This is a genomic window from Klebsiella oxytoca NBRC 105695 (assembly GCF_001598695.1).
Lineage (GTDB): Bacteria > Pseudomonadota > Gammaproteobacteria > Enterobacterales > Enterobacteriaceae > Klebsiella > Klebsiella oxytoca.
Genome location: NZ_BCZK01000005.1, coordinates 58,370 through 85,207, shown reverse-complemented (window position 1 = coordinate 85,207; position 26,838 = coordinate 58,370). Strand labels below are relative to the sequence as shown.

At 57.3% G+C, this 26,838-nt stretch carries 25 protein-coding genes; 12 read left to right on the top strand and 13 right to left on the bottom strand.

The window, feature by feature from the left end:
- Positions 1-108: 108 nt before the first annotated feature.
- Together puuC and KO1_RS10275 are read left to right on the top strand one after the other, a co-directional pair.
- Positions 109-1,596, top strand: coding sequence for an aldehyde dehydrogenase PuuC (gene puuC / locus KO1_RS10280; RefSeq protein ID WP_004100952.1), 1,488 nt, complete (start codon positions 109-111; stop codon positions 1,594-1,596).
- 2 nt (positions 1,597-1,598) lie between these two features.
- The gene (locus tag KO1_RS10275) at positions 1,599-2,879 is read left to right on the top strand and encodes an NAD(P)/FAD-dependent oxidoreductase (protein ID WP_004112063.1); all 1,281 of its coding nucleotides are present in this window, start codon (positions 1,599-1,601) and stop codon (positions 2,877-2,879) included.
- Here KO1_RS10275 and KO1_RS10270 read toward each other — a convergent pair.
- Positions 2,876-3,856: a LysR substrate-binding domain-containing protein gene (locus KO1_RS10270; RefSeq protein WP_029496840.1), complete on the bottom strand. Its 981-nt coding sequence runs from the start codon at positions 3,854-3,856 to the stop codon at positions 2,876-2,878. The genes KO1_RS10275 and KO1_RS10270 overlap by 4 nt on opposite strands.
- A gap of 82 nt (positions 3,857-3,938) precedes the next feature.
- On the opposite strand from KO1_RS10270, the gene KO1_RS10265 reads away from it, so the two are divergent.
- Positions 3,939-5,048 (top strand): tartrate dehydrogenase, encoded by a 1,110-nt coding sequence (locus KO1_RS10265; protein WP_017146150.1) that lies wholly within the window; start codon positions 3,939-3,941, stop codon positions 5,046-5,048.
- A gap of 164 nt (positions 5,049-5,212) precedes the next feature.
- Here the strand turns inward: KO1_RS10265 and ptsP are convergent, their stop codons facing one another.
- A complete protein-coding gene (gene ptsP, locus KO1_RS10260; RefSeq protein ID WP_024274013.1) occupies positions 5,213-7,714 on the bottom strand; it encodes a phosphoenolpyruvate--protein phosphotransferase in 2,502 nt (833 codons plus the stop codon).
- A 308-nt stretch (positions 7,715-8,022) separates the two neighbouring features.
- Between ptsP and KO1_RS10255 the strand changes: the two genes are divergently transcribed.
- Genes KO1_RS10255 through KO1_RS10235 form a run of 5 tightly spaced genes read left to right on the top strand, consistent with a single transcriptional unit; the run spans position 8,023 to position 12,987 of the window.
- Positions 8,023-9,099: a PTS fructose transporter subunit EIIC gene (locus KO1_RS10255; protein ID WP_017146152.1), complete on the top strand. Its 1,077-nt coding sequence runs from the start codon at positions 8,023-8,025 to the stop codon at positions 9,097-9,099.
- Positions 9,100-9,119: 20 nt separating this feature from the next.
- Positions 9,120-9,440, top strand: coding sequence for a PTS fructose-like transporter subunit IIB (locus KO1_RS10250; protein WP_004100938.1), 321 nt, complete (start codon positions 9,120-9,122; stop codon positions 9,438-9,440).
- A gap of 51 nt (positions 9,441-9,491) precedes the next feature.
- A complete protein-coding gene (locus KO1_RS10245) occupies positions 9,492-11,789 on the top strand; it encodes a formate C-acetyltransferase (protein ID WP_017146153.1) in 2,298 nt (765 codons plus the stop codon).
- The gene (locus tag KO1_RS10240; RefSeq protein WP_004100933.1) at positions 11,755-12,630 is read left to right on the top strand and encodes a [formate-C-acetyltransferase]-activating enzyme; all 876 of its coding nucleotides are present in this window, start codon (positions 11,755-11,757) and stop codon (positions 12,628-12,630) included. The genes KO1_RS10245 and KO1_RS10240 overlap by 35 nt, the downstream gene beginning before the upstream one ends.
- Positions 12,631-12,645: 15 nt before the next feature.
- A complete protein-coding gene (locus tag KO1_RS10235) occupies positions 12,646-12,987 on the top strand; it encodes a PTS fructose-like transporter subunit IIB (RefSeq protein WP_004100931.1) in 342 nt (113 codons plus the stop codon).
- 120 nt (positions 12,988-13,107) lie between these two features.
- On the opposite strand, the gene KO1_RS10230 is transcribed toward KO1_RS10235, so the two are convergent.
- A complete protein-coding gene (locus tag KO1_RS10230; RefSeq protein ID WP_004100928.1) occupies positions 13,108-13,875 on the bottom strand; it encodes a phytanoyl-CoA dioxygenase family protein in 768 nt (255 codons plus the stop codon).
- A gap of 252 nt (positions 13,876-14,127) precedes the next feature.
- Between KO1_RS10230 and KO1_RS10225 the strand changes: the two genes are divergently transcribed.
- A complete protein-coding gene (locus KO1_RS10225) occupies positions 14,128-14,961 on the top strand; it encodes a helix-turn-helix transcriptional regulator (protein ID WP_024274012.1) in 834 nt (277 codons plus the stop codon).
- A 1-nt stretch (position 14,962) separates the two neighbouring features.
- Here KO1_RS10225 and KO1_RS10220 read toward each other — a convergent pair whose 3' ends face one another.
- The 3 genes from KO1_RS10220 to KO1_RS10210 all read right to left on the bottom strand — a co-directional run bounded on the left by KO1_RS10220 (position 14,963) and on the right by KO1_RS10210 (position 16,978).
- On the bottom strand, positions 14,963-15,865 hold the full coding sequence (locus KO1_RS10220; RefSeq protein ID WP_024274011.1) for a GGDEF domain-containing protein: 903 nt from the start codon (positions 15,863-15,865) through the stop codon (positions 14,963-14,965).
- Positions 15,866-16,231: 366 nt separating this feature from the next.
- The gene (locus KO1_RS10215) at positions 16,232-16,546 is read right to left on the bottom strand and encodes a hypothetical protein (RefSeq protein ID WP_004100922.1); all 315 of its coding nucleotides are present in this window, start codon (positions 16,544-16,546) and stop codon (positions 16,232-16,234) included.
- 33 nt (positions 16,547-16,579) lie between these two features.
- The gene (locus KO1_RS10210) at positions 16,580-16,978 is read right to left on the bottom strand and encodes a MerR family transcriptional regulator (RefSeq protein ID WP_024274010.1); all 399 of its coding nucleotides are present in this window, start codon (positions 16,976-16,978) and stop codon (positions 16,580-16,582) included.
- Positions 16,979-17,061: 83 nt separating this feature from the next.
- On the opposite strand from KO1_RS10210, the gene KO1_RS10205 reads away from it, so the two are divergent.
- On the top strand, positions 17,062-17,535 hold the full coding sequence (locus KO1_RS10205; RefSeq protein ID WP_024274009.1) for a DUF2938 domain-containing protein: 474 nt from the start codon (positions 17,062-17,064) through the stop codon (positions 17,533-17,535).
- Between the two features lie 19 nt (positions 17,536-17,554).
- Here KO1_RS10205 and KO1_RS10200 read toward each other — a convergent pair whose 3' ends face one another.
- The gene (locus KO1_RS10200) at positions 17,555-18,328 is read right to left on the bottom strand and encodes a nucleotidyltransferase domain-containing protein (RefSeq protein ID WP_023320688.1); all 774 of its coding nucleotides are present in this window, start codon (positions 18,326-18,328) and stop codon (positions 17,555-17,557) included.
- Between the two features lie 120 nt (positions 18,329-18,448).
- The gene (locus KO1_RS10195) at positions 18,449-19,033 is read right to left on the bottom strand and encodes a helix-turn-helix transcriptional regulator (protein WP_064406925.1); all 585 of its coding nucleotides are present in this window, start codon (positions 19,031-19,033) and stop codon (positions 18,449-18,451) included.
- Positions 19,034-19,714: 681 nt separating this feature from the next.
- Between KO1_RS10195 and KO1_RS10190 the strand changes: the two genes are divergently transcribed.
- Together KO1_RS10190 and KO1_RS10185 are read left to right on the top strand one after the other, a co-directional pair.
- On the top strand, positions 19,715-20,416 hold the full coding sequence (locus KO1_RS10190; protein ID WP_004100915.1) for an oligogalacturonate-specific porin KdgM family protein: 702 nt from the start codon (positions 19,715-19,717) through the stop codon (positions 20,414-20,416).
- Positions 20,417-20,488: 72 nt separating this feature from the next.
- Entirely contained in the window at positions 20,489-22,198 is a 1,710-nt protein-coding gene (locus KO1_RS10185; protein ID WP_024274007.1) for a pectate lyase, read from the top strand.
- An 81-nt stretch (positions 22,199-22,279) separates the two neighbouring features.
- Here the strand turns inward: KO1_RS10185 and hpxK are convergent, their stop codons facing one another.
- From hpxK to KO1_RS10160, 5 genes are read right to left on the bottom strand one after another with little or no spacing between them, the layout of a single operon-like run.
- Entirely contained in the window at positions 22,280-23,542 is a 1,263-nt protein-coding gene (gene hpxK / locus KO1_RS10180; protein WP_024274006.1) for an allantoate amidohydrolase, read from the bottom strand.
- Positions 23,539-24,780 (bottom strand): pyridoxal-phosphate-dependent aminotransferase family protein, encoded by a 1,242-nt coding sequence (locus KO1_RS10175; protein ID WP_004100908.1) that lies wholly within the window; start codon positions 24,778-24,780, stop codon positions 23,539-23,541. Before KO1_RS10175 ends, hpxK begins: the two co-directional genes overlap by 4 nt.
- Before the next feature lie 10 nt (positions 24,781-24,790).
- Positions 24,791-25,531: an amino acid ABC transporter ATP-binding protein gene (locus tag KO1_RS10170; protein ID WP_004100907.1), complete on the bottom strand. Its 741-nt coding sequence runs from the start codon at positions 25,529-25,531 to the stop codon at positions 24,791-24,793.
- Positions 25,512-26,168, bottom strand: a complete 657-nt coding sequence (locus KO1_RS10165; protein WP_024274005.1) for an amino acid ABC transporter permease — start codon at positions 26,166-26,168, stop codon at positions 25,512-25,514. Before KO1_RS10165 ends, KO1_RS10170 begins: the two co-directional genes overlap by 20 nt.
- Positions 26,168-26,833 carry an amino acid ABC transporter permease gene (locus KO1_RS10160; protein WP_004100905.1) on the bottom strand — a complete coding sequence of 222 codons (666 nt, stop codon included), beginning with the start codon at positions 26,831-26,833 and terminating at the stop codon, positions 26,168-26,170. The genes KO1_RS10165 and KO1_RS10160 overlap by 1 nt, the downstream gene beginning before the upstream one ends.
- Positions 26,834-26,838: the final 5 nt, after the last annotated feature.

Below are 26,838 nucleotides of genomic sequence, written 5' to 3'. Positions count from 1 at the left end.
CACGCCTGTTAATGGGCAATTTAAACGGTACTCAACCCCGGGGACGCCCTGCGCCCTGAGGGTCTGAAATCACCACTTTTTTTCCGATTACGTCATTAAGGAGTCATGATGGATTTTCACAACCTGGCTTACTGGCAAGAAAAAGCAAAGAACATCGCGATTGAAACGCGGTTATTTATTAATGGCGAATACAGCGCCGCCGCCGATAACAGCGTGTTTGCCACCATCGACCCTGCCGCCCAGCAAACGCTCGCCGAAGTCGCGCGCGGCAAAAAGGCCGATGTCGATCGCGCGGTCCAGGCCGCCCGCAGCGCATTCGAGCGCGGCGACTGGTCGCAGGCCTCTCCTGCCCAGCGTAAAGCGGTCCTGAATAAGTTTGCCGACCTGATGGAGGCCCATTGCGAAGAGCTGGCGCTGCTGGAAACCCTGGACACCGGCAAACCGATCCGTCACAGCCTGCGCGACGATATCCCCGGCGCCGCCCGCGCGATTCGCTGGTATGCCGAAGCTATCGATAAAGTCTACGGCGAAGTTGCCCCTACCGGCGGCAACGAACTGGCTATGATCGTCCGCGAACCGATTGGCGTGATTGCGGCGGTGGTGCCGTGGAATTTTCCGCTGCTGCTGGCCTGCTGGAAACTTGGCCCGGCGCTGGCGTCAGGTAATAGCGTAGTGCTCAAACCGTCGGAAAAATCCCCACTCAGCGCCCTGCGACTCGCGGGCTTAGCGAAAGAGGCCGGACTGCCGGACGGCGTGTTCAACGTAGTGAGCGGTTTCGGCCATGAAGCCGGCCAGGCGCTGGCGCAGCATCCTGACGTCGAAGTGATTACCTTTACCGGATCTACCCGCACGGGTAAACAGCTGCTGAAGGACGCAGGCGACAGCAATATGAAACGCGTCTGGCTGGAGGCGGGCGGTAAAAGCGCCAATATCGTTTTTGCCGACTGTCCGGATCTGCAAAAAGCGGTTAACGCTACCGCCGGCGGTATCTTTTACAACCAGGGCCAGGTCTGTATCGCCGGAACCCGCCTGCTGCTTGAGGAGAGCATTGCCGACAGGTTTCTCGATCTCCTTAAAGAGCAGGCCAAAGGCTGGCAGCCGGGCAATCCGCTCGACCCGAATACCGCCATGGGCATGCTGATCGACAACAGCCACGCCGATAGCGTCCACAGCTTTATTCGCGCCGGTGAAGCGCATAGCACGCTGCTGCTGGATGGACGCAAAAATCCGTGGCCCGCGGCGGTTGGCCCGACCATTTTCGTTGACGTCGATCCCGCCTCCGCGCTCAGCCAGGAGGAGATCTTCGGCCCGGTGCTGGTGGTCACCCGTTTTAAAACCGAAGAGCAGGCGCTGGCGCTGGCCAACGACAGCCGCTATGGCCTCGGCGCGGCGGTCTGGACCCGCGATCTCTCCCGCGCGCACCGCATCAGCCGCCGTCTGAAAGCCGGCTCCGTCTTTGTAAACAACTACAACGATGGCGATATGACCGTGCCGTTCGGCGGCTATAAGCAGAGCGGCAACGGACGCGATAAGTCGCTGCATGCGCTGGAAAAATTCACTGAACTGAAAACTATCTGGATTGCCCTGGAGTCTTAATCATGACCGAACATACCACCAGCTATTACGCCGCCAGCGCCAACCGCTATGAACCGTTCCCGGCGCTGGAAGAAACGATCGGCTGCGACGTCTGCGTCGTCGGCGGCGGCTATACCGGCCTCTCTTCGGCGCTGCATCTGGCCGAAATGGGCTACGACGTGGTGCTGCTGGAAGGCGCGCGCATCGGCTTCGGCGCCAGCGGACGCAACGGCGGCCAGTTAGTTAACTCCTATAGCCGCGATATCGACGTTATCGAGAAAACCTACGGCCCGGACGCGGCGAAAATGCTCGGCAGCATGATGTTTGAAGGCGGCGATATTATTCGCGAGCGCATCCAGCGCTATCAGATTGCCTGCGACTATCGCCCCGGCGGGCTGTTTGTCGCGATGAATCATAAACAGCTGGAAACTCTGGAAGAGCAGAAAGCCAACTGGGAGCGCTACGGCAATACCCAGCTGGAGCTGCTGGATGCCAGCGCTATTCGCCGCGAAGTCGACAGCGACCGCTACACCGGCGCCCTGCTGGATCGCAGCGGCGGCCATATCCATCCGCTCAACCTGGCGATTGGCGAAGCTGACGCCATTCGGCTAAACGGCGGCCGGGTGTACGAGCAATCACCGGTTACCCGCATTCAGCACACCAGCCCGGCGGTAGTGACCACCGCGCGCGGACAAGTGACCGCTCGCTACGTGATCGTCGCCGGTAACGCCTATCTCGGCGATAAGATCGAGCCGGAGCTGGCGAAACGCAGCATGCCGTGCGGCACCCAGGTGGTCACCACCGCACCGCTGTCTGAGGAACTGGCGCGCTCGCTGATCCCGAAAAATTACTGCGTGGAGGATTGTAACTATCTGCTGGATTACTACCGTCTGACCGCCGATAACCGTCTACTGTACGGCGGCGGCGTGGTCTACGGCGCGCGAGATCCGGACGACGTTGAGCGATTGATTATGCCGAAGCTGCTGAAAACCTTCCCGCAGCTGAAGGGGGTGAAAATCGACTACCGCTGGACCGGCAACTTCCTGCTGACCCTCTCACGGATGCCGCAGTTTGGCCGCCTCGATAACAATATCTATTATATGCAGGGTTACAGCGGCCACGGGGTCACCTGTACCCACCTCGCCGGACGGCTAATTTCGGAGCTGCTGCGCGGGGACGCCGAACGTTTTGACGCCTTCGCGAAGCTGCCGCACTACCCGTTCCCCGGCGGACGCAGCCTGCGCATTCCGTTTACCGCCATGGGCGCGGCTTACTATAGCCTGCGCGATCGGCTCGGCGTTTAATCCCCCCGGCCGACGGCGCCCGCCGTCGGCAATATCGCCGCCCCGCACTGCTGCGGAAAGCGCTGCTGAAAGTAGTGGCGTAAAAACTCCACGGTGGTGCGAATTTTGGCCGAAGTCGCCAGCCGAGACACGTATACCGCCCAGATACTGGCGGGCTGATAGTACTCCGGCAGCAGCTGTACCAGATTGCCGCTGGCGATATTCTCCTTTACGTCCCACCATGAGCGCAGCGCAATCCCCTGCCCGTCGAGGCACCACTGGTGGACGATTTCACCGTGGTTTGACGACAGCGGCCCGGTCACTTTGATGGCGTGCTCACCTTCTTTATCATCGCGCAGCTGCCAGACGCCAAAAGGCCGGTCGCGCTCTTTGATCACCAGACACGGTAGCGCGGCAAGGTCGCTCAGCTGTTTCGGCGAGGGATGGCGGGCGACAAACGCCGGCGAGGCGCAGAGGATGCGATGATTGCTGGCAAGCTGGCGGGCTATCAGGTTGGGCGCAATATCGTCGCCGACGCGAATATCCAGATCGACCCCTTCATTAGCCAAATCTACCAGCCGGTCGGCGACGTCGAAGCGGATCTCCAGCTGCGGGTAGCGACGGGCCAGCTCGGAGAGCGCCGGCGCGACCACCCGCCGACCAAAGCCAAAGCTGCTGATGATCCGCAGCGTTCCCTGCGGCACCTGCCGCACATCGGAGAGCTCATCCATCATCTGGTCGACATCCTGCAGAATGCGCTGCCCCCATTCGTAGATGCGCTCGCCCTCTTCGGTGATAGCCACTCGCCGGGTAGTGCGGTGCAGCAGCTGGACGTTAAGGGTTTGCTCCAGCAGCGATACGCGTTTGCTGACAAATGCCGGAGAGACGCCGAGCTCTTCCGCAGCGGCGGCAAAACCGGCGCGGCGGGCTACCAGCATAAAGACGCGTAAGTCGTTCAGCAGCGGAAGATTATTCATGATTCGTGTTTTATGTTTCACCAGTTGACGGGATTAATTATGAATTAGTCAATTATAGGATAGAGATGAAGTCAATTTTCCTTACCTCAAACTGAGAATAACGATGAATAAAACCTTACGTATTGCCGCCATCCCCGGCGATGGCATCGGTAAAGAAGTGCTGCCGGAAGGGGTGCGCGTACTGCAGGCCGCCGCCGAACGCTGGGGGCTGGCGTTAAGCTTCGAGCACTTCGAGTGGGCCAGCTGCGATTATTACGCCCAAAACGGCACTATGATGCCCGAGGACTGGCACGCGCAGCTGAAAGGCTTTGATGCGATCTATTTCGGGGCGGTCGGCTGGCCGGATATCGTCCCGGATCATATCTCCCTCTGGGGCTCGTTGCTGAAGTTCCGCCGCGAATTCGACCAGTACGTCAACCTGCGTCCGGTGCGCCTGTTCCCCGGCGTCCCCTGCCCGCTGGCGGGTAAACAGCCCGGCGATATCGATTTCTACGTGGTGCGTGAAAACACCGAAGGGGAATATTCCGCTCTTGGCGGCCATGTGAATCCGGGAACCGAACATGAAGTGGTGATTCAGGAGTCGGTGTTTACCCGCCGCGGCGTTGACCGCATCCTGCGCTACGCCTTTGAGCTGGCGCAAAGCCGCCCGCGCAGAACCCTGACCTCGGCGACCAAATCTAACGGCCTCGCCATCAGCATGCCCTTCTGGGACCAGCGCGTCGAAGCGATGGCGCAGCAATACCCGGAGGTGAAATGGGATAAGCAGCATATTGATATTCTGTGCGCCCGTTTCGTGCTGCAGCCGGAGCGTTTTGACGTAGTGGTCGGCTCTAATCTGTTCGGCGATATCCTTTCCGATCTCGGCCCGGCCTGTACGGGCACCATCGGCATTGCCCCATCGGCAAACCTCAACCCGGATCGCACCTTTCCGTCGCTGTTTGAGGCGGTACACGGTTCGGCGCCGGATATCTACGGCAAAAATATCGCCAATCCGATTGCCACCATCTGGGCCGGCGCGATGATGCTCGACTTCCTCGGCAACGGTGACGCTCGCTACCAGGCCGCCCATGACGGCATTCTCGCAGCGATTGAGCAGACTATTGCCAGCGGACCAAAGACACCGGATATGAAAGGCACCGCCTCCACCCAGCAGGTGGGCGAGGCCATTTGTCGGGCTATTGCCGGACACCAGGTCGCCCGAACAGGCGCGTAAGCGCCGCTTTCGGCAATGGTCGCCGGACAGCCTCCCTCAAGCACCGGGCCCGGATATCCCGGGTCGCGGCGTAAACGCCTTACCCGGGCTACCGCCCCGCAGATCGCTGGAAACCCGTAGCCCCGGTAAGCGCAAGCGCCACCGGGGAGATTCTCCGGACCGAATTACAGCTCCAGCTCGCGCTGCAGCAGCGTCGCGATCGCCTCGCAGCTCTGCGCCGTCACCAGCGATTGCCGGAACTCTTCATGCATAATGCGCCGCGCCAGCCGCGAGAAAATACGCATATGCTGATCCCCCGCCGAATGCTTATTAAGCGTCAGCATAATCACAAACTGCGCCTCGTCGTCGCCCCACGCTACCGGCTGCGCCAGACGGGCGACGCTGATGGTCGACTGCTCGATATGCTCAGATTTACTGTGTGGAATGGCGAAGCTAAAGCCTAAACCGGTAGAGAACACCGCTTCGCGAGCCCACAGATCGGCTTCCAGCTTACGCGGATAGCGGCAGCGCCCGGCCAGCAGCAGATTATCAGTCATGCCCTTAATGACCTCCTCTTTGCTACGCCAGTCGCTGTTCAGCGTAATGCACTGCGGAGTAATCAGCGGCGCGTCCTGCTGGGTCATGCGGAACTGGGCAAGCAGATGTTCTACCTCTAATGAAGTACGGCACTGCATCGCCTGGTTAAGCAGCTGACGGCAGGCGCGGCTGTCAAGCTGCGCCAGACGCGCCTTGGTTGCCGGAATCGACGGCGCGCTCATGCTCAACTCATCCAGCCCCAGCCCCACCAGCAGCGGCAGCACCGAACCTTTAGCCCCCAGCTCGCCGCACAGGCCAATCCATTTCCCCTGACGATGCACCGCCTGAACCGCGTAATCCAGCGCGCGCAGAAAAGCCGGATTGAGGCTGTTGTAGTGGCGCGTCACCCTGGCGTTATCGCGATCCACCGCCAGCAGGTACTGGGTCAGGTCGTTGCTGCCGATACTAAAGAAATCAATCTCTTCGCAGCACTGATCGATGATAAACATCACCGACGGCACCTCAAGCATAATGCCCAGCGGGATCTTTTCATCAAACGGGATATGTTCGCTGCGCAGCGACTGTTTAGCATCCGCCAACTGCTCTTTGACCCATAAGATCTCTTCCATCGAGGAGATCATCGGGATCATGATTTTCAGCGCGCCGTGCGCGGAAGCGCGCAGAATCGCCCGCAGCTGAGTGCGGAACAGCGCCTGATACTCCTCATAAATACGCACCGCCCGGTAGCCGAGGAACGGGTTATTCTCCGCCGGGATGTTGAGGTAGGCCACCGGCTTGTCGCCGCCGATATCCATGGTACGGATGATAATGCTGCGCCCGTTGGCCGGCTCCAGCGCCTGGCAAAAAATGTTATACAGCTCGTTTTCCGACGGCGCGCTGGGCCTGTCCATGTAGAGCATCTCGGTGCGGAACAGTCCTACCGACTGCGCGCCGTTGTTGAAGGCCGCCGCCGCCTCTACCGAATGGGCGATGTTGGCCGCCACCTCCAGACGAATACCGTCTTCCGTTCGGCCCTCTTTATCCAGCCAGGCCTGCTGCTGGCGGCGGGTTTGCGCCTGTACCCAGGCCTCCTGCTGATAGTAGCGCGCCACCGCTTCATCGGGATTCACCACCACCAGCCCGGCGTTACCGTCAATCTGTACCCGGCGATCGACCCACGGCAGCAGCGCCTCCATATCGACGCCCACCAGGGTAGGAATATTGAACGAACGCGCGAGGATCACCGTATGTGAAGTGGTGCCGCCGCTGCGCAGCAGCAGGCCTTTAAGCAGCGTTTTATCCAGTTCAAGAAACTGGCTGGGGGTGAGTTCATCGGCGAGGCAGATGGCCTCTTCGGTCAGCTTACCCGGTGCCGGAAAACGATCCTCACCGTAGATATGCTGCAGAAGCTGGAAGCACACATCGCGCACGTCCAGCACCCGCTCCTGCAAATAGCTATTACCGGAAGCGCTGAACTGGGCGCAAAAATGTTCGCCGGTCGCGACCACCGCTTCAGCGCAGCTCAGACCGTTCAACAGCCCGTCCAGCAGATGCTGGCGCAGCGAGGCGTCGGTGGCCAGAGAGCGATGCGCCTCAAGGATCGCGCTGGCGGTACCGTCGTTATCCAGCAGGCGGAACTCAATATTTTTCACCAGCAGGGTCAGGCCCCTGTCCAGCGCCGCCTGTTCCTGTTCGATTGCGCCCGCTACAGGCAGCGCGCCTGAATCGCGCAGGTCGAGGGACTTAAGATGGGTGAGCCTGCCGCCCGCGCTGCCGGCGCAGACCGGCAGCGCGTGAAACAGGGTAGGATTAAGACGCGAGAGGGATTCAGGAACCGGCTGAACGGCCATTTGCTCCGCCGCCGGCAGCGGCGCATCGCAGTGCGGGAACTCGTCGGTGATGAACGCCGTCAGTGTATTAAACGCCTGCTGTTCATCTTCACCGCTGACAACAAGCTGGCAGCGGTCGCCCTTTAAGGTATTGGTGCCAATAATCCCCAGCGCGCTTTTGGCGTTTCCGCGTCCTTCTGTGCGGGTGTTTACCCATTCGACCGAAGATGAAAAAGTATTGCACAGCGTTTCTACCAGGCTTGCCGGACGCGCATGTACGCCGTTGGGCAAATCACATATGAATTCAATTACCAGAGCCATCGCCTTCCTCCTGAATAATGCGTATTAGCCAAAAGGTAAAGAAAGAAGCCGCCCGCCACTACACGATAAAAGTGGTAATTACTGGATAATTGTATGGCTGAATCTTTTTTATGCTCGTGGTCACAAATCGCCTCGTGAAGGGCGTCAAAAACCCACCAGAACTAAGATTTGAGGTGGATCGCAATTTTCTCCTCGCCTTACAAATATCCAGTAAATGCACTTTTTCTCTACTATTTTATGCGCCGCCCTTTTTCTAATGTTGAGACATCAACTCAGTCACGGGCCACGCAGCGCTCAGGAGAAAAACAATGAACGAACTGGTGCAAATATTAAAAAATACCCGCCAGCACCTCATGACCGGGGTTTCACATATGATCCCGTTTGTCGTGTCCGGTGGGATCTTGCTGGCAGTCTCCGTCATGTTGTACGGCAAGGGCGCGGTGCCCGATGCCGCCACCGACCCTAACCTGAAAAAACTGTTTGATATCGGCGTCGCCGGTCTGACGCTAATGGTGCCATTTCTGGCGGCCTATATCGGCTACTCCATCTCCGACCGCGCGGCGCTGGCCCCCTGCGCCATCGGCGCCTGGGTCGGCAACAGCTTCGGCGCCGGTTTCTTCGGGGCGCTGATTGCCGGGATCATTGGCGGGCTGGTGGTTTACTACCTGAAGAAAATCCCGGTGCACAAGGTGCTGCGCTCGGTGATGCCCATCTTCGTTATCCCGATTATCGGCACCTTTATAACCGCCGGGATCATGATGTGGGGTCTCGGCGAGCCGATTGGCGCGCTGACCGCCAGTCTGACCGGCTGGCTGCAGGGCATGCGCGAAGGCAGCATCGTTATTCTCGCCATCATTATGGGCCTGATGCTGGCCTTCGACATGGGCGGTCCGGTGAATAAAGTCGCCTACGCCTTCATGCTGATTTGCGTTTCTCAGGGCGTTTACAGCGTAGTGGCCATCGCCGCCGTCGGTATCGCCGTGCCGCCGCTGGGCATGGGCCTGGCAACGCTGATTGGGCGTAAATATTTCTCCGCGGAAGAGCGCGAAACCGGGAAAGCCGCGCTGGTGATGGGCTGCGTTGGCGTGACCGAAGGCGCGATCCCCTTCGCCGCCGCCGACCCGCTGCGCGTTATCCCGGCCAATATGATCGGCGCCGCCACCGGCTGCGTCACCGCCGCGCTGCTCGGCGCCCAGTGCTACGCCGGCTGGGGCGGGCTCATCGTTCTGCCGGTCGTCGAAGGTAAAGGCGGGTTTGTTGCCGGTCTGGCGGTCGGCGCCATCGTCAGCGCCGCCTGCGTCATTCTGCTCAAAGCCCTGGCGAAAAAGAAAACGTCAGACGCCAAAGCCGATGACGAGATGGATCTTGATTTCGAAATTAACTGAAACAGTGGAAGGAATATCGTATGACCAAAATTATCGCCGTTACCGCTTGCCCCTCTGGCGTTGCCCATACCTATATGGCCGCCGAATCGCTGGAGAGCGCCGCTAAAGCCAAAGGCTGGCAGGTCAAAGTCGAGACTCAGGGCTCCATCGGCATTGAGAACGAGCTGACCGCAGAAGACGTCGCCAGCGCCGATATGGTGATTCTGACCAAAGATATCGGCATTAAGTTTGAAGAACGCTTTGCCGGTAAAACCATCGTGCGCGTCAACATCAGTGATGCCGTGAAGCGCGCCGAAGCCATTATGAACAAAATCGACAGCCACCTTTCACAGAATGCCTGACTGAATGCCCGGGGCGCGCCCTGCGCCCCGCAAAATAACATGGAGTTTGTCATGACCAATCGCACTCAACGCTTAAAAGATCTTCTGTTCGCCAACCCGCGCGAAATCTCACTCGAGCGGGCGCTGCTCTACACCGCCAGCCATAAACAGACGGAGGGTGAGCCGGTAATGATCCGCCGGGCGAAAGCGACCGCATGGATCCTCGATCATGTGCAGATTTCGATTCGTGATGATGAACTGATTGCCGGCAACCGAACCATCAAGCCGCGCGCCGGAATTATGTCCCCGGAGATGGACCCCTACTGGCTGCTCAAGGAGCTGGACCAGTTCCCGACCCGCCCGCAGGACCGTTTCAATATCAGCGAAGAAGACAAGCGCATCTATCGCGAAGAGCTGTTCCCCTACTGGGAAAATCGCTCGATGAAGGACTTCATCAACGCCCAGATGACCGATGAAGTCAAAAACGCCGTCAGCACGCAGATTTTTAGCGTCAACCAGACCGATAAGGGCCAGGGACATATCATTATCGACTACCCTCGCCTGCTGGAAAACGGCCTCGCCGCGCTGGTGACGGAGATTAAGGCGGTGCGTCAGCAGCACCCGCAGAACAGTTTTTATCAGGCGGTGCTGATCCTGCTGGAAGCCTCCCAGCGCCATATTCTGCGCTATGCGGCCCTTGCCGATGAAATGGCCGCCGATTGTGCTGATGAACAGCGGCGCAAAGAGCTGGAGACCATCGCCAACATCTCCCGCCATAATGCGGTACACCGCCCGGAAGATTTCTGGCAGGCCTGCCAGCTCTTCTGGTATATGAACATCATTTTGCAGTATGAATCCAACGCCAGCTCCATCTCGCTGGGACGTTTTGACCAGTACATGCTGCCGTACTATCAGGCTTCGCTGAATCGCGGCCAGGATCCGCAGTTTCTTCAGGAGCTGCTGGAGTCGCTGTGGGTGAAGTGCAACGATATCGTTCTGCTGCGCTCCACCAGCAGCGCGCGCTACTTTGCAGGCTTCCCGACCGGCTATACCGCGCTGCTCGGCGGCCTGACCGAGACCGGACGCAGCGCGGTTAATATTTTGTCGTTTCTGTCCCTCGACGCCTACCAGAACGTTCGACTGCCGCAGCCGAACCTTGGCGTACGCGTCAACGAACTCATCGATCGTCCTTTCCTGCGCAAAACCGCCGAGACCATTCGCCTCGGTACCGGCATTCCGCAAATCTTTAATGATGAAGTGGTGATCCCGGCATTTCTCAACCGCGGCGTATCGCTGGAGGACGCGCGGGATTATTCGGTGGTTGGCTGCGTTGAGCTGTCGATCCCGGGGCGCACCTACGGCCTGCACGATATCGCCATGTTTAACCTGCTGAAGGTGATGGAAATCGTGATGCTGGAAAACGAAAGCAATCCTGATATCACTTGGGATGGGCTGATTAACCAGATCCGCGACAAGATTCGCTATTACATTAAGCTGATGGTGGAAGGCAGCAACATTTGCGATATCGGCCACCGCGACTGGGCGCCGGTTCCCCTGCTCTCTTCTTTTATTGAGGATTGCGTGCAGCACGGTCAGGATATTACCGCAGGCGGCGCGCGCTATAACTTCTCCGGGGTCCAGGGCATCGGCATTGCTAACCTCAGCGACTCGCTGCACGCGCTAAAAGGGATGGTTTTTGAGCAGAAACGGCTCAGCTTCGCTGAACTTATCGCAGTGCTGAAAGCCAATTTCCAGACGCCGGAAGGGGAAAAAATTCGCGCTCGCCTGATCAACCGCTTCGAGAAATACGGCAACGATATTGACGAAGTGGACAACATCAGCGCCGATCTACTGCGCTTTTACTGCAAAGAGGTAGAACAATACCAGAACCCGCGCGGCGGTCAGTTTACGCCGGGTTCCTATACCGTCTCTGCCCACGTGCCGCTCGGTTCGGTCGTCGGCGCCACCCCGGACGGACGCCTGGCGGGAGAACAGCTGGCGGACGGCGGGCTGTCGCCGATGCTCGGCCAGGACGTTCAGGGACCGACCGCGGTGCTCAAGTCGGTCAGCAAGCTGGATAACTTTCTGCTCTCCAACGGTACGCTGCTGAACGTCAAATTCACCCCGGCAACGCTTGCCGGCGACAGCGGCCTGAATAAGCTGGCCGACTTCCTGCAGGCATTCACCAGGCTGAGGCTACAGCATATTCAGTTCAACGTGGTCAACGCCGATACGCTGCGCGAAGCCCAGCAGCGGCCGCAGGATTTTGCCGGTCTGGTGGTGCGCGTTGCGGGTTACAGCGCCTTTTTCGTTGAGCTGTCGCAGGAGATTCAGGATGACATTATCCGCCGCACCGCGCATCAGCTGTGAGGTCATGGAAACGCGCGCCGATAAGGCGCGCATTTTTAACATCCAGCGCTACTCTTTGAATGACGGTCAGGGGATCCGCACCGTGGTGTTTTTTAAGGGCTGCCCGCATACCTGTCCGTGGTGCGCTAATCCGGAGTCGATCTCGCCGAAAATTCAGACCGTACGCCGGGAGAGCAAGTGCCTGCGCTGCTCGCGCTGCCAGCAGGACGTGGTCGAGTGCCCCTCCGGCGCGTGGGAGCAGATTGGCCGCGACGTTACCCTCGATCATCTGCTTAAAGAGGTGCTGAAGGATGAGATCTTCTTCCGTGCCTCGGGCGGCGGCGTGACCCTGTCGGGCGGCGAAGTCCTGATGCAGGCCGAATTTGCCGCGCGTTTTCTGCGCCGCTTGCGCGAATGGGGGATCAGAACGGCAATTGAAACAGCGGGCGATACCGCGTTCAGCCGCTTTTTTCCGCTGGCTCAGGCGTGCGACGAAGTGCTGTTCGACCTGAAAATCATGGATGAAACGCTGGCCCGGGAGCAGCTGCGGATGAATATGCCGCGGGTGCTGGATAACTTCACCCGTCTGGTCGAAGCCCAAATCCCGCTAATTCCCCGGGTGCCGCTGATTCCGGGATTTACGCTTAACGAAGAGAATTTCCGCCAGATCCTGGCGTTTTTGGCCCCCTTTAAGCTGCGCGAAATTCATCTTCTGCCGTTCCATCAGTTCGGCGAACCAAAATATCATTTACTGGGAAAAAAATGGTCGATGTCGATGATTAAGGCCCCTGCAGAATCTGAGATTCAGCCATTCAAGACGCTGGCCGAACGGGCCGGTTTTAGCGTGACCATTGGCGGATAACGCCTGGAGGATGCTATGGATTTCAATATCGTTGCCGTCACGGCCTGCGTCAGCGGCGTCGCTCACACTTATATGGCGGCCGAACGCCTGGAAAAGGTCGGCCACCATGAGAAATGGAATATCAAAATCGAAACCCAGGGCGCGCTGGGGGTTGAGAACAAAATTACCGCTGACGATATTGCCCATGCCGATGTCGTTCTGCTGGTGACGGATATTGAAATTGACGATGCCAGACGCTTCAACGGCATCCGCACCATTAAGACCAGCATCAAAACTTTTCTGCTGCAGCCGCAGCAGATTGTCGAAGCGGTTAAATGCATTATGAAAAAGCCGGTGGTTTATATTGAGATCCCTTGAGAGCGGGAAATCCCGGAGGCGGCGCGATGCGTCTGTCCGGGCTACCGGTGCTCAACGATTTTGTAGCCCGGACAGGTGCGCAGCACCGCCTCCGGGAACACCGTGTTTCGGCAATTTAATTTACGCCACCCCCAGCAGCCATTTCTGCGCGGGGGTCAAACGGCTGGCGGTTTCCGGCGTCAGCCAGCGCTGCTGATCCTGCTGCGCGGTATCCGCTCTGTCGATATATAAGCCGTGCAGCACCCGCCTTCTGCTGCCGACGCGGTTGCGCGTCCCGCCGTGCCAGGCGTGGGCGTTATAAATCATCACGCTGCCCGCCGGCGCGGCGAACACCACTTCATCAGGATGCGCCAGCTCCGGGTCGTCCAGCACCTCTTCCGGTAGCTCCGGACGCAAATGGGTGCCGGGGATAATGCGCGGTGCGCCGTTTTCAGCGCTCAGGTCATCAATAGCCCATATCGTATTCACCAGATGTACTTTCGGAAAGTCAGGACGCGGTTTTTTCCAGTCCGCATGCAGCGGCTGATGGCCGCCGTTAAACAACGCTTCCCGCGCGTTCAGGCTGGAGACTTTAAAATCGCCCTGAAAAATATACCGGCAGGCGGAAAGTATCAGCGGATGCGACCAGACCTTTTCCCAAATCACCCCTTTATTAATCAGGTTGGCAATGCGCGTGGCGGTCGCTTCCTGGTGGTGTTCAATGGCCAGACTGTCGCCCTCTCTCTCGACGATGGCGTCGATAAGCTCACGCATCGCCGCCAGCCACTCCGCGTCCACCACGTTATGCACAACGGTGTAGCCCAGGGTATCCAGTTCCTGTTTCATTGTCGGGCTCAGCGCAACATTTGCCCCCAGCGCATCCAGATAAACCGCAGATTGTTGTTCCATATTTCTATTCCTTAACTTATCGATAACACAAAACAAACTCTAATCTGCACCGAACGGGAATACATGAGGCCAAAACTACGAAAAACTGGACAAGCGTACGCGAGGAAGAAAAGTGTGATGGCTATCAAAATCCAGCTTTTTTCCTCTTTCTGTAGGGCAAACATTCGCGACCCAGCCTGACACAGAACAAATCACCACTGATAAAATAGATTATAATCAACAAGATAATTGTTCTCTTCTAAGGCGTACGGAATGATTGACGATCTGGCGGATATTTTAAATCGTTTAGTAAATCAGAAAGATAATCTGCACGTCAGATTCCCCGACCCGGATATCTCCGAGCCTGCGCTGGCGTTTAAAGTGCCCTTTCCGCGGCTGGAAATTGTGCTTGAGGGTGAACTTAAGGAGAGCGGGCTGCCGCTATCGGAGACGATGCTCTCCGCCTCGCAGGTGCTCTACGTTCAGGCGGGCAAGTGGACGCTGCCGGAGTGGACCGGGCCGGCATCGACGTTAAGCATCCTCTTTGGCCGCCAGAAGCTCGGATTCTGCGTTCAGTACTGGGACGGCAAGCAGCTGCGCACGGAAAAGCAGAACGTTGCCCGCCTCGGGCCGCGCGTCGGCTCCTATCTGCTGCTATCGCTTAATGAAATCTGCCTGCAGCCGGATGCGGTGACCGCCAGGCTGGTGGTCGCGGCCCTGTTAAGCCACTGCCTTGAACAGCTGGTGGGGCTGGAGATGCGCGTCAGCCGCAGTCGCGATCTGTTTCTGGCGGTGCAGGACTATCTCGAAGAGCATCTCAGCCAGCCCCTGACCCGCGAGTCGGTGGCGAAACGCTTTCATATTACGCCCAATTACCTGTCGCATATTTTCCAGAAATCCGGCTCCGTCGGTTTTAATGAGTTTCTCACCAGCGTACGCCTGGAAAAGGCCAAAAAGCTGCTGCGCGGCTACGATCTCAAGGTAAAAGAGATCGCCCACAACTGCGGGTTCGTCGACAGCAACTATTTTTGCCGGGTGTTTAAACGCTACACCGAGCGTTCGCCATCAGAATATCGTCGCCACTGCCGCAGCGCGCAGCAGGGCTAACTCAGACGGCCCACTCGACCCGCCCGCGACCGTTATTTTTGGCCTTATAGAGGGCGTCATCGACCTTTTTAATGAACAGGTTTTGCGGTTCCCCTTTGTTACGCAGACCAACGCCGATACTGATCGACAGCGGATGGTCGTGGTTGATCAGGATCGCCCGGGCGTTTTGCAGAATAGCCTGCGCCAGTTCATCCACTTCCTGCGCCGTCATTCCGTCGACAATAATGGCAAACTCTTCGCCGCCAATCCTCGAAGGCAGCACCTTATCGCTGGTGAGCTTAGCCAGCTGCTTACCGAGAGCAAAGAGGACTTCGTCCCCCACCAGATGGCCCCAGGTATCATTAATTTTCTTGAAGTAATCGATATCGACAATCATTAGCCCCAGCCTGCGTCCCTCCTTCTCGCGGATGGTGTCGATAAAGAAGCGACGGTTAGGCAGTTGGGTCAGCTCATCCTTTAATGATTGGGAACGCGCATCAACGTACAGCAGATTGATGCGCTCAATAATTTTGTAGACCCCGACTGCGCTCAGCAGCATGCCGGACAGGCGCAGCAGATCTTCGCAGTAGTACCCCATCCAGCGCGGCTGGTGAAAGATTTCATCCATCAGATCGAACGTACCGCCGGCAATCCACAGCAGCAGTCCGTAGCGTACCCAGTTAACCGCCACGTGATTCATGCGCACTTTGGTGGAGCTCCAGAGCATAAACAGCAGAAATAGCAGCGCCAGCAGATCGATATACATTCCGGGATTAATCAAAATTTCGCGCCACGGCCCCAGCGGCGACGAGATATACGCGCACAGTCCGGTCACGGCGACGATCGCCAGCAGCGCCGGTAGAATATGGGTGCGGGAGATTGAAGATGAGGGTTGAATATGGATGTTTTTCTCGCGTTCGGGCATGGTCAGGTCTCTTAACAGCGCGGCTTGCCAGACTTTTAGCATAACAGCGCAGAGCGATTGAGCGAACTTTAAAGGCGCGCAGCCTGACGATGCGCAGCAGCGAGCAGAAGAGAGTGGACTGACCCCGCGGAATGTTCCAACCTACTACCAATCCATGGCGACGAAGTCAGTGGCGCGAATAATAAAGAGTTAACGCTACGAGGATGTGGCAATCGGTGCTGGGGGAAAGGCCTTTTCTGGACTCCGGGAGCGGTCTTCCATTTTTAGCCCGATGGCCGATGCTGAAGGGGCTGACTCTGCTATGCAAACAAGGCAGTGCTGACGCAGTTTATAACGCTCTGGTCCGCCGCAGACTCAGCCTCAAGGCTATCTCGAACTATCAGCTTCAACGTTAACGCTGACGTTCAGTCTCTTCGCCTCCATGGTTATTATCTTCCGGGCAAGGGCCCTGTCGCCGCCGTGCACCCGATCTATCAGCGCCTGGACGATTGTCATCATAAGAAAGTGCTGATTAGCCGGACAGAAATCGGTCATATCAATCCCGCAATCCGCCAGCTGCTGGTGCGCATCGCGCTCTGTCTGCGCAATAAGGTCAGTCACTTGCTCTTTCATTTGTTCGACGCGCGCAAAAACCACGCGATTAATGATTTCGATTTGCTCAGGTGTAAAATTTTTGTCCATTATTATGCTCTCATCACAGTCTGAAGTAATTAATCAGCCAACCAGCCTCAACCCTTTCGCCACCACTCTTTTGAACTCTTCACAATGAACAGGCTCCGGCTGCGTGCAGCGCGCTGCGTGCTTCAGCCCGCGGCTTAACTGCTGCAGCTTGCGCACGGTGGCATCAATCTCTTTCGCCCGCTGGAGGAGCAGCCCCCGGTCAATCGTGACCCCGGCTTGCGAACCAAACATCGCGGCAAGTTCATCCAGCGTAAACCCTGCCGCCTGCCCCAACGTAATGAGCTGCAGTTTATTGAGCACATTTTTGTGATATTGCCGTCGTAAACCGTTACGGCCAACAGGCTGAATTAATCCTTTTTTTTCGTAATAACGCAGCGCGGAGGGATTTATGCCAGAAAGATCGGCAATTTCCCGGATATCGAGGGCTTTCATGGTTGACTTAAACCTCGCTTCAAGTTGCACACTGGCTACCAGCCTGACATGCATTGGAAAAGGAGTACACCCTGGAGACGATGATGGTAGTAAAAACGGTCATAACGGGTATTGGCGCGACGCTGATAATGGATCTCTGGTCATTCGGCCAAAAATACCTGCTCAAGCTGCCGCCGCTAAACTATGCGCTGGTGGGTCGCTGGGTTGCATGGCTTTTCAGAGGAAAGCTTTGCCATAATACCATCGCTTCCACGCCGGCATTGCGTGGAGAGAGCGTTATCGGCTGGGTGTTTCACTACCTGACCGGGGCCATTTTTGCTTTTGTCCCGCTGGCATTGAACGGAACCGTCTGGTTAAACGAGCCGACGCTGACGGCAGGCCTGCTGGCAGGCGTGCTAACTTTATTTGCGCCGTTCTTGATTCTTCAACCCGCATTGGGCTTCGGCATTGCGGCGTCACAAACACCTCGCCCGTGGCTGGCTCGCTTGCTGAGCGTGCTTACGCACCTGGCCTGGGGATGCGGACTTTATATCACGGCTATGGTTAGCAGAGCATGAGGCCAGGGCGCTTTTCAGCTCAGCTTTGACGACGATGAAACTCGACGTTAAGCCAGCGGGCAAAAGCCAGAATCCTTTTTTCAAAGTCGGCCAGGTCTCCCTGAGGTTCATGACTCACTGCCAGCAGGTAATCCATGTCATCAGCTTTTTCAGGATAGCGGGCAATGAGCTTACCATGGTGCTCAGCAAGGGTGTCCGGCCAGTCTTTGTCGTACTCACTACGCAGGATACTGGTTGCGCGGATGATTTTGCGTGCGGCAGCGCGCTGCAGCTGTAACCCTTCATTCTTATCCGCGGATGAGCGTATTTGTGCCATGAATTTTTCCAGTACCGGCAGGAAATCCCCATTTACGGCAACGGCGATAGCTTTTGCCGGTTTAAAGGGAGCAAACCGGCGGCTCAGATCTTCGCCGTACACGCAGATGCAATGATGTTTAAGCCAGTATCCCCAGCTCAGCGTATGATCCGGGTGCAGGACTTGCGGCAGCACACCGCAATCAAAATCGATTTTACTGACAACCGGATAGCTCTTTTCCAGTTCACGCTTAATCTCAGCGAGCCGCGCCGCTGTGGCCCGATCGGGGCGATCGTGGAATATCACGCTCATGTCGAGATCGGACTTGTCGGGCGTTGCTCGTCCTTGCGCCACGCTACCGTAAACATAAAGGCTATGCATCAGTTCAGGGAAGCACCGGGTTAGCGTTGCCACGACCCCGTCCACTAGGCGGGCGAATTCGGGCTGCATTGCGTTCACTATTGGCAGGGCAATGTCGCCATTGCGATCGACGGCCATTCTTTCTCCTGTTTACTGACGGTATGCCCGCAACAACCTGCGGGCGGTACGTTGGCGCCTGACGGGCAAACAATATTATCTCGCGTTCGCCTTTCGCGCTTACCCAACGGGCTGCATTAATCAATAACCGCGATCCTCATTCAGCTTAGCCGGAGTGCGTGAGCGATCGCTGGCGCGCATTGCCGCATAGAGGGAGCATAGCTCCTGCAGGCTTTTGGTTCCCATACGCTTCATCAGCCGGGTACGCTGGACGCTGACCGTAGAGGGGCTAACCCCACGGATACGGGCAATATCATCCAGAGAATGGCCGCGCAAACTGAGCCGCATAATCTGTCGCTCGGCATGGGTAAAATTCAACCTGGCGGGCAGATAGGCCACGCTTTGGTTCTGCGCCGAGAACAGGCGCATCACCCTTAACGCCTGATACAGCTCGTCTACCGTCAACCGCTCAGCTAAACAGAGCTTTAACAGGCCCGGAAACAGGCGGTTGATCGCCTCAAAATGGCGTTCGGAGGTGATGAAGATGGCGTAGTGCTCCGGCGGGTGGCGGAAGAAAAGAGCATAGATCTCCTGAATATCCATCCCATGGGTGACGTACATGCAGGCCGCATCGCTCTCTGCCTCCGTTCCCGCCTCATCGCTAAGCGCCTGCAGTATCTTTTCTACTCCATAAATAAATACACGATCCTTTCCATAAATGGTCATCTTGTAGCCCCGAGGTCACCGTCTTTTATTATCCTTCCACATGGACGCGTTTTTGTGAGTGTTATGTCGTCAGTCAGGCAGATCAATACCGCGAGCCTATCCGTTTAGCTTTTGTTTAACTAAAGCACATCGCAAGCATTAGCCCCGATTTAACCATTGATACCGCCGGAATATTTTTTAATTTTTAACAAAATAAACCCTTAAAAATATAGGAATAAGATTACCGTTAATTCAATTAAAGCCGTGCATAGACCAGAAATAAAACACCAAAAACACCGCAACCACATGATTATAAATGTTAATTTTCTTTAGGATTATCTTTATAAATGTCATAAAAATTATTTAATCACTCTTTTAAATATTCAGATCTTGATCTCAAAACATCATTTCATTTTGTGTAAAAGTTATTTTCAATAAAATCACAAGCAGTACAAACTCGTCATCACCGGGGAATAAAGAATAATGTGTGGTGAATCCCCCTAAGCGGCGGGGTCATGCTGAATAGAGGAATACCCTCATCGACGTTTCGTTTTTATAGACGGATCAGGAAGTCAGCGCCTGATTCACCGGGAGGCACCCGGCACCACACAACCATTTAAAAATTTCATTTGTATCGTTCTGCCTGCTTTACGGCAGGTCATTTCTTGTACCTTTGGAAAATAAAAAAAGTAGAGGCACCCTATGTTTCGCTCATTATTATTAGTCACAATTCCTTTCATCAGTATTGCTGCTCACGCGGTGACCTTTGATTATCGTCATGAAACGAATGACAAAGCCGGGAACAATCATAAAGATCGTCTGTTGATGTCTCACCGTTTTGCCAATGGCTTTGGCTTATCGCTGGAAGGAAAATGGAAAGGATCGCAAGATAAAAATAAAGCCTATGATGAAACCGTGAGTAACGGCACCGAAGTGGTGGCGAGCTACGTGCATAAAATAAATAAGACCTTCCAGATTGAGCCCGGCTTCTCTCTGGATACCAGTTCGTCCTCAAATAACTATCGGCCCTATCTGCGCGGTAAAGCGAATCTGACCGACGATCTCAGCGCCTCATTGCGCTATCGCCCTTACTACAAGCGCAATTCAGGCAATATTGGCACGTCTAAAGACACCTCGGAGAACGGCTATAATCTGACCAGCGTTATTTCCTGGAAATTCCTCAAAGATTATCAACTGGATTATGAGCTGGACTATAAAAAAGCCAACTCCGCCGGGGTTATTTTAGCGGATAACGAAAGCTATGACTGGACCCATGATTTTAAGCTGACCTATAAATTTGATAAAAACTGGTCTCCTTATATGGCCATCGGCAACGTTTCCGGTAGTAAATCCACCGATGAACGCCAAACGCGTTATCGCGTTGGCGTGAAATATTCCTTCTGATAACGTCCTGTCAGTCAGATAAAAAATAAATAAGGGTTTAATTAAACCCTTATTTTCATTAAGAGGAAAATAATGAAGATTGCAAAAATCACCCTGGCATTGGGCGTTCTGAGTCTCTTCTCACTGAATGCGGGTGCCCAGGAGAACGAGCGCCTGAGCAGCGTAAAGCAGTTCGCCGACGTCGTGCTGGACAAAGCAAGCGATCGGTACGGGCATCACTCTCCCCTGCTGGCTAATGGCGTGGACCCACGCACCGGCAAACAAATGGAATGGGTATTTCCGGACGGTAAAGTGACCGTGCTGTCGAACTTCTCTGCCCAGCAAAACTTGATGCGGGTGCTGGTAGGGTTAAGCAACCTGACTGGCGAAACAAAATATAAACAGCGGGTCGCGGAGAATATACGCTACTACTTTGACCACTATCAGGATGCAAGCGGGCTGCTGCTATGGGGAGGGCATCGTTTTGTTGATTTAAAAACGCTGCAGCCTCAAGGCCCAAGTGAAAAAGAGCGGGTTCATGAACTTAAGAATGCCTATCCCTATTACGACATGATGTTTGCCGTCGATGACCAGGCGACCGCGCGCTTTATCAAGGCTTTCTGGAATGCCCATGTTTACGACTGGAAAACGCTGGAAACCAGCCGCCACGGGGAGTACGGCAAACCGATGGGCGCGCTCTGGCAAAGTGATTTTGTCCAACAGCCGCCCTTTTTCGCCACCAAAGGTCTGAGCTTTCTCAATGCCGGCAACGACCTGATCTACTCCGCATCGCTGCTGTATCAATACGATGGTGACGCTGGCGCACTGACGTGGGCAAAACGGCTGGCCGAACAGTACGTTTTGCCGCGAGATAAGAAGACCGGGCTGGGCGTATACCAGTTTACCCAACCGTTAAAACGCGCCGATACCAGCGATGACAGCGACACGCATTCGAAATACGGCGACCGCGCGCAGCGTCAGTTTGGCCCGGAACTGGGCCCGGACGCGCTGGAAGGCAATATGCTGCTTAAGGGCCGAACCAGTACGCTCTATTCAGAAAATGCGCTGATGCAGCTTGCCCTGGCAAAATCGCTCGGCAAAGACGGTGACGATCTCAAAAAATGGACTCTTGATGGCCTCAAGGCCTTCGCGACCTACGCTTACGATGAGCAGAATAATACCTTCCGCCCGATGCTGGCCAACGGCACGGATCTCTCCGACTACGCGTTAAAACGCGATGGCTATTATGGAAAAAAAGGGACGGTGCTCAAAGCCTATCCGGCGGGAAATGAATTTCTTCTCTCCTATGCCCGCGCCTGGACGCTTGAACCGGATCATGCCATCTGGAAGGTCGCCCGCGGCATCGCGAAAGGCCAGGGGTTAGGCGATATCGGTGAACCCGGCGGCACAAACCGCAGGCTGAATAGCCAAACGGAGAATCATCAGCCGTATGCGATTTTCGCGCTTATCGACCTGTGGCAGGCCACCGGGCAGCGGGATTATTTGACGCTGGCGGATCGCATCGGCGCGAACATCATCAACAAGCAGCGCCTCAACGGCTTTTTTGTCGATGATCCTGAGGCCGAATATGCCAGTATCGATAGTATCGCCCCCTATGCGCTTCTCGCCCTGGAAGCCGCCTTCCGCAACATGCCGGACGCGGTCGCTCCGTTCCTGAACGGCGCTGGATTCACGGAAGGCGCTTATCGGATGGCTGACGGAACCGTGCGCTACTCCACCCGAGATGACGAGCTGTTCAGGCTCAGACCCAGTGAGCAGCTGAAACCGAACGGCAAAAAATAAAACTGTGCCCCATCGCCAGCGGTGGGGGACCGTACCGCGACGGGACAGCCCGCGCAAGCACCGCGCCGGGCCGCCCGGCGCTTACTTCCCGGCATCCAGCGCCGTCACCGCGCGATAATAGGCCTCAATCGCCAGCGCCACATCGACGGCGGTGACCGACTCGGCAGGATGATGACTGATGCCGCCTTTACAGCGGACAAAAAGCATCGCGGACGGCCAACGTTCAGCCATGGCGATAGCGTCATGTCCGGCGCCGCTCGGCAGGGTCAGCGAACGCCCCTGCACCGCCTGCGCCGCCTCGCTCAGTACCTGCTGCAATCCGCTATCGCAGGCGGTGGCGGCAATGCGGTAAAACTCTTCCGCGCTAAACTGCAGCTGGCGTTGGGCGGCAATCGCCTGTGCCCCCGTCAGCAGCGTCTCGAGCAGCGCATCGAGCGGCTGGTCGTGCGGCCCGCGAATATCCAGAGTCAGCGTAACGTCGCCGGGGATAACGTTAACCGCGCCGGGCGCGCAGCGCAGCGTGCCCACCGTGGCGACCAGGTTTCCGCCCTGCTCGCGGGTCAGAGACTCTATCAGCACCATCCACTCGGCGGCGGCGGCCAGCGCATCTTTCCGATGGCTCATCGGTACGGTCCCGGCGTGTCCCGCCTCGCCGGTAAAGCGGCAGTTCAGCCGACGCGCGCCGTTAATCGCTTCCACTACGCCTAAGGCCAGTCCTTCCTGCTCCAGGCACGGCCCCTGCTCGATATGCAGTTCCAGATACGCGGCGATCTCCTCCTGGCTGCGGGCGGCCAGGTGAATGCGCGCCGGATCCAGCCCGGCCAGCACCATCGCCTGCGCCACGCTGACGCCATCGGCATCGGTCTGCGCCAGCCAGCTCTCAGGCCAGGTACCGGTCAGCCCGCGGCTGCCAAGCAGCGTAATGCCGAAACGCGTCCCCTCTTCATCGCAAAAGCCGACAATCTCAATGGCTTTTTTCAGCCGTCGCCCCTGTTGATGCAGGCGATGCACTACCTCAATCGCCGCCAGGACGCCGAGCATACCGTCATAGCGCCCGGCGTTGCGCACCGTATCAAGATGCGACCCCAGCAGGATGGCCGGCGCGCCCTCCTGCACCCCCTCATAGCGACCGCAAATATTGCCGACGCTGTCCTGCCAGACGGTCATCCCGGCCTGGGTCATCCACAGCGCCGCCCGCTGGTTAGCCGCAAGATGCTGTGGGGAGAGATAAACCCGGGTCAGGGCGTCCGGCGTTTCGCTGATCGCCGCCAGCTCATCGGCGCGGGCCAACACCCGAGCCGCAGCCTGCTGCATATCCGCCTGCTGGCGTTGTGCTTGACTCATTGCGCGCTCTCGCTGCGATAGTGATCCCACGCGGCCTGCATCGCGGCGCCCTGAGTGGTCGGGAATTTGAGATAGTTAAGTACCGACTCCAGCGCGCTGAGCGTGGTCATCACGCAATCCTTACGCGCGTTGTAGCCCATGGTGCCGATACGCCACACTTTGCCGTGCAGCGGGCCGAACGAAGTGCCGATCTCAATGCCGAAATCTTCCAGCATCAACTTGCGTGCCTGGTCGCCGTTTATCCCCTGTGGGATAACGACGCCAAGCACGTTGTTCATCTTGTGTTTCAGGTCACCGAAGGTCTCCAGCCCCATCGCCTGAATGCCTTTTAGCAGTGCATCGCCGTGCAGCTTATGGCGGGCAATGCCGTTATCCAGCCCCTCCTGGAGGATCAGACGCGCGCATTCGCGGGCGCCGAACAGCGCGGTAGTGGCCTCGGTATGGTGGTTAAGGCGCTCCGGTCCCCAGTAGTCCATCACCATGCCGAGATCGAAATAGTTGGAGTAGATCATCTCCTCGTCGCCGTCGCGGTGGGCATCGGTGCGAATCCCTTCTTCGACGCATTTGCGGCGGCGAATCGCCTCCTCCATGCGCGCGCTGAGGGTAATCGGCGAGGTGCCGGACGGGCCGCCGAGGCATTTTTGCATCCCCGCCGAGACCGCATCCAGCTGCCAGGCATCGGTTTCCAGCGGGTTGCCGCCCAGCGAAGCGGTGGCGTCGGTGTAAAACAGCACGTCGTAGCGGCGGCAGATCTCCCCCAGCTCCGCCAGCGGCTGCAGCATAGTGGTCGACGTGTCGCCCTGCACCGTCAGCAGCAGGCGCGGACGAATACGTTTGATGGCATCCTCCACCTGGTCCGGAGTAAACACCTCACCCCACGGCACTTCAATGGTGTGCACTTCCGCCCGACAGCGGCGGGCGATTTCGCACAGCAGATGGCCGAAGCGGCCAAATACCGGCACCAGCACCTTGTCCCCCGGCCGAATAGCCGAAACCAGGATCGCCTCAATCCCGGCCCTTGAGGTTCCATCCACCAGCATCGTCCAGCGGTTTTCGGTACGAAATACGCCGCGGTAGAGCGCCATCACTTCGTTCATATAATGGGTCATCGCCGGGTCGTACTGGCCGATCAGCTGGCTCGACATGGCGCGCAGCACGCGCGGGTCGGCGTTAATCGGGCCTGGCCCCATCAGCAGACGCGCCGGCGGATTGAGTTGCGGAAACTGTGTCATGTCCATTTTTGATTCCTTATTGATTTAAGCCGCGCACGGATGAAATAAACTGCTTCAGTTCGCTGGTCTGCGGGTTAGCGAACAGCGTTTTGCTGTCCCCCTGCTCCCAGACGCGCCCCTGATGCATAAACACCACGCGGTCGCCCACTTCGCGGGCAAAATTCATTTCATGGGTCACGAGAATCAGCGTCATGCCCTCCGCCGCCAGCTGCTCCAGCACTTTAAGCACTTCGCCAACCAGCTCGGGATCCAGCGCCGAGGTGATCTCGTCACAGAGTAAAACTTTTGGCGACATCGCCAGCGCGCGGGCAATCGCCACGCGCTGCTGCTGACCGCCGGAAAGACTGGACGGGTAGTAATCCAGCCGGTCGCCAAGCCCGACCTTTTCCAGCATCCGCTGGGCCAGCTCCCGACACTCGGCGGCGCTCTTCTTCAGCACCCGACGCGGCGCCAGCATCACGTTTTCCAGCGCCGTCATATGCGGGAACAGGTTAAAGTTCTGGAACACCATGCCGATAGAGCGGCTGATCTCCCGCGCCTGCGAGTCGCGGTCGGTAATAGTCATCCCGCCGAGCTTAATGCTGCCATCCTGATAGCCTTCCAGGCCGTTGATGCAGCGCAGCAGCGTACTTTTGCCGGACCCGCTGCGGCCGATAATCGAGATCACTTCGCCCATATCGATATCCAGATCGACGCCCTTGAGCACGTGATTATCGCCGTAATACTTCTGCATCTGATTAATGGTGATGAGAGGCATTGAATTTGTTCTCCAGATAACGGCTGTAGCGGGACAGCGGATAACACAGAATGAAATAGCCCAGCGCCACCAGCGCGAAGACTTTAAACGGCTGATACGTCACGTTGGTCAGAATGGTGCCCGCTTTGGTCAGCTCAACGAAGCCGATAATCGACGCCAGCGCCGTGCCCTTAATCACCTGCACGGCAAACCCCACCGTCGGGGCGATGGCGATCCGCAGCGCCTGCGGCGCAACGACCCGATAGAGCGTCTGGCCAAAGCTCAGCCCCAGACAGCGCGATGCTTCCCACTGCCCTTTTGGCAGCGCGCGGATGCTGCCAAACCAGATATCGAGCAAAAACGCGCTGGTATACAGCGTCAGCGCCAGCGATGCCGCGGTCCACGCCGAAACGTCGATGCCGAACAGCGCCACGCCGAAAAAGGCAAGAAACAGCTGCATCAGCAGCGGCGTTCCCTGAAACAGCTCAACATAGCCGCGGATCAGGCGCTTTATCTGACGCCCGCCGGTCATGCGCAGCAGCAGCAGCGGCAGAGTGACCAGCGCGCCGCCGAGAAACGCCACCAGCGACAGCAGCACCGTCCAGCGCCCGGCCAGCAGCAGATTGCGAACAATGTCCCAATCGGTAAAGGTGGTCATCATGCCTGCACCCCCAGCCATTTTCGTCCTGCCGCCATCAGCAGCTGGCGCATCGTTATCGACAGCACCAAATAAATTCCTGTCGTCACCAGGTAGACCTCAAAGCTGAGGAAGGTGCGCGACTGGATCAGGTTAGCGGCAAAGGTCAGCTCTTCATAAGAGACCTGCGACACTACCGACGAACCGAGCATGACGATGATGCACTGGCTCACCAGCGCCGGATAAATGCGCTGCAGCGCAGGCGGCAGAATCACCTGAATAAAGGTCTGCGTCCGGGTCAGCCCCAGCACGCGCCCTGCTTCCCACTGCCCCTTCGGCGTGACCTGAATACCGGCGCGCACGATCTCGGTACTGTAGGCCCCAAGATTGACCACCATCGCCAGCAGCGCGGCCTCGCCCGCCGTCATCTTTAGCCCCAGGTTCGGTAAGCCGAAGACGATAAAAAACAGCTGTACCACAAATGGCGTGTTGCGAATCAATTCGACATACCCGCCCCAAATCCGGCTGAACCACGTGGGCCGCCCGCTGCGGATGGCGGCGCCGAAGATGCCAATCGTCAGGCCACCGAGCGTCGCCAGTACCGTTAGCTGGATGGTCACCCACAGCCCCGCCAGCAGCTCCGGCCAGTGCGGCCAGAGCGCAGAGAAATGAAGTTGCTCCGTCATGCCCG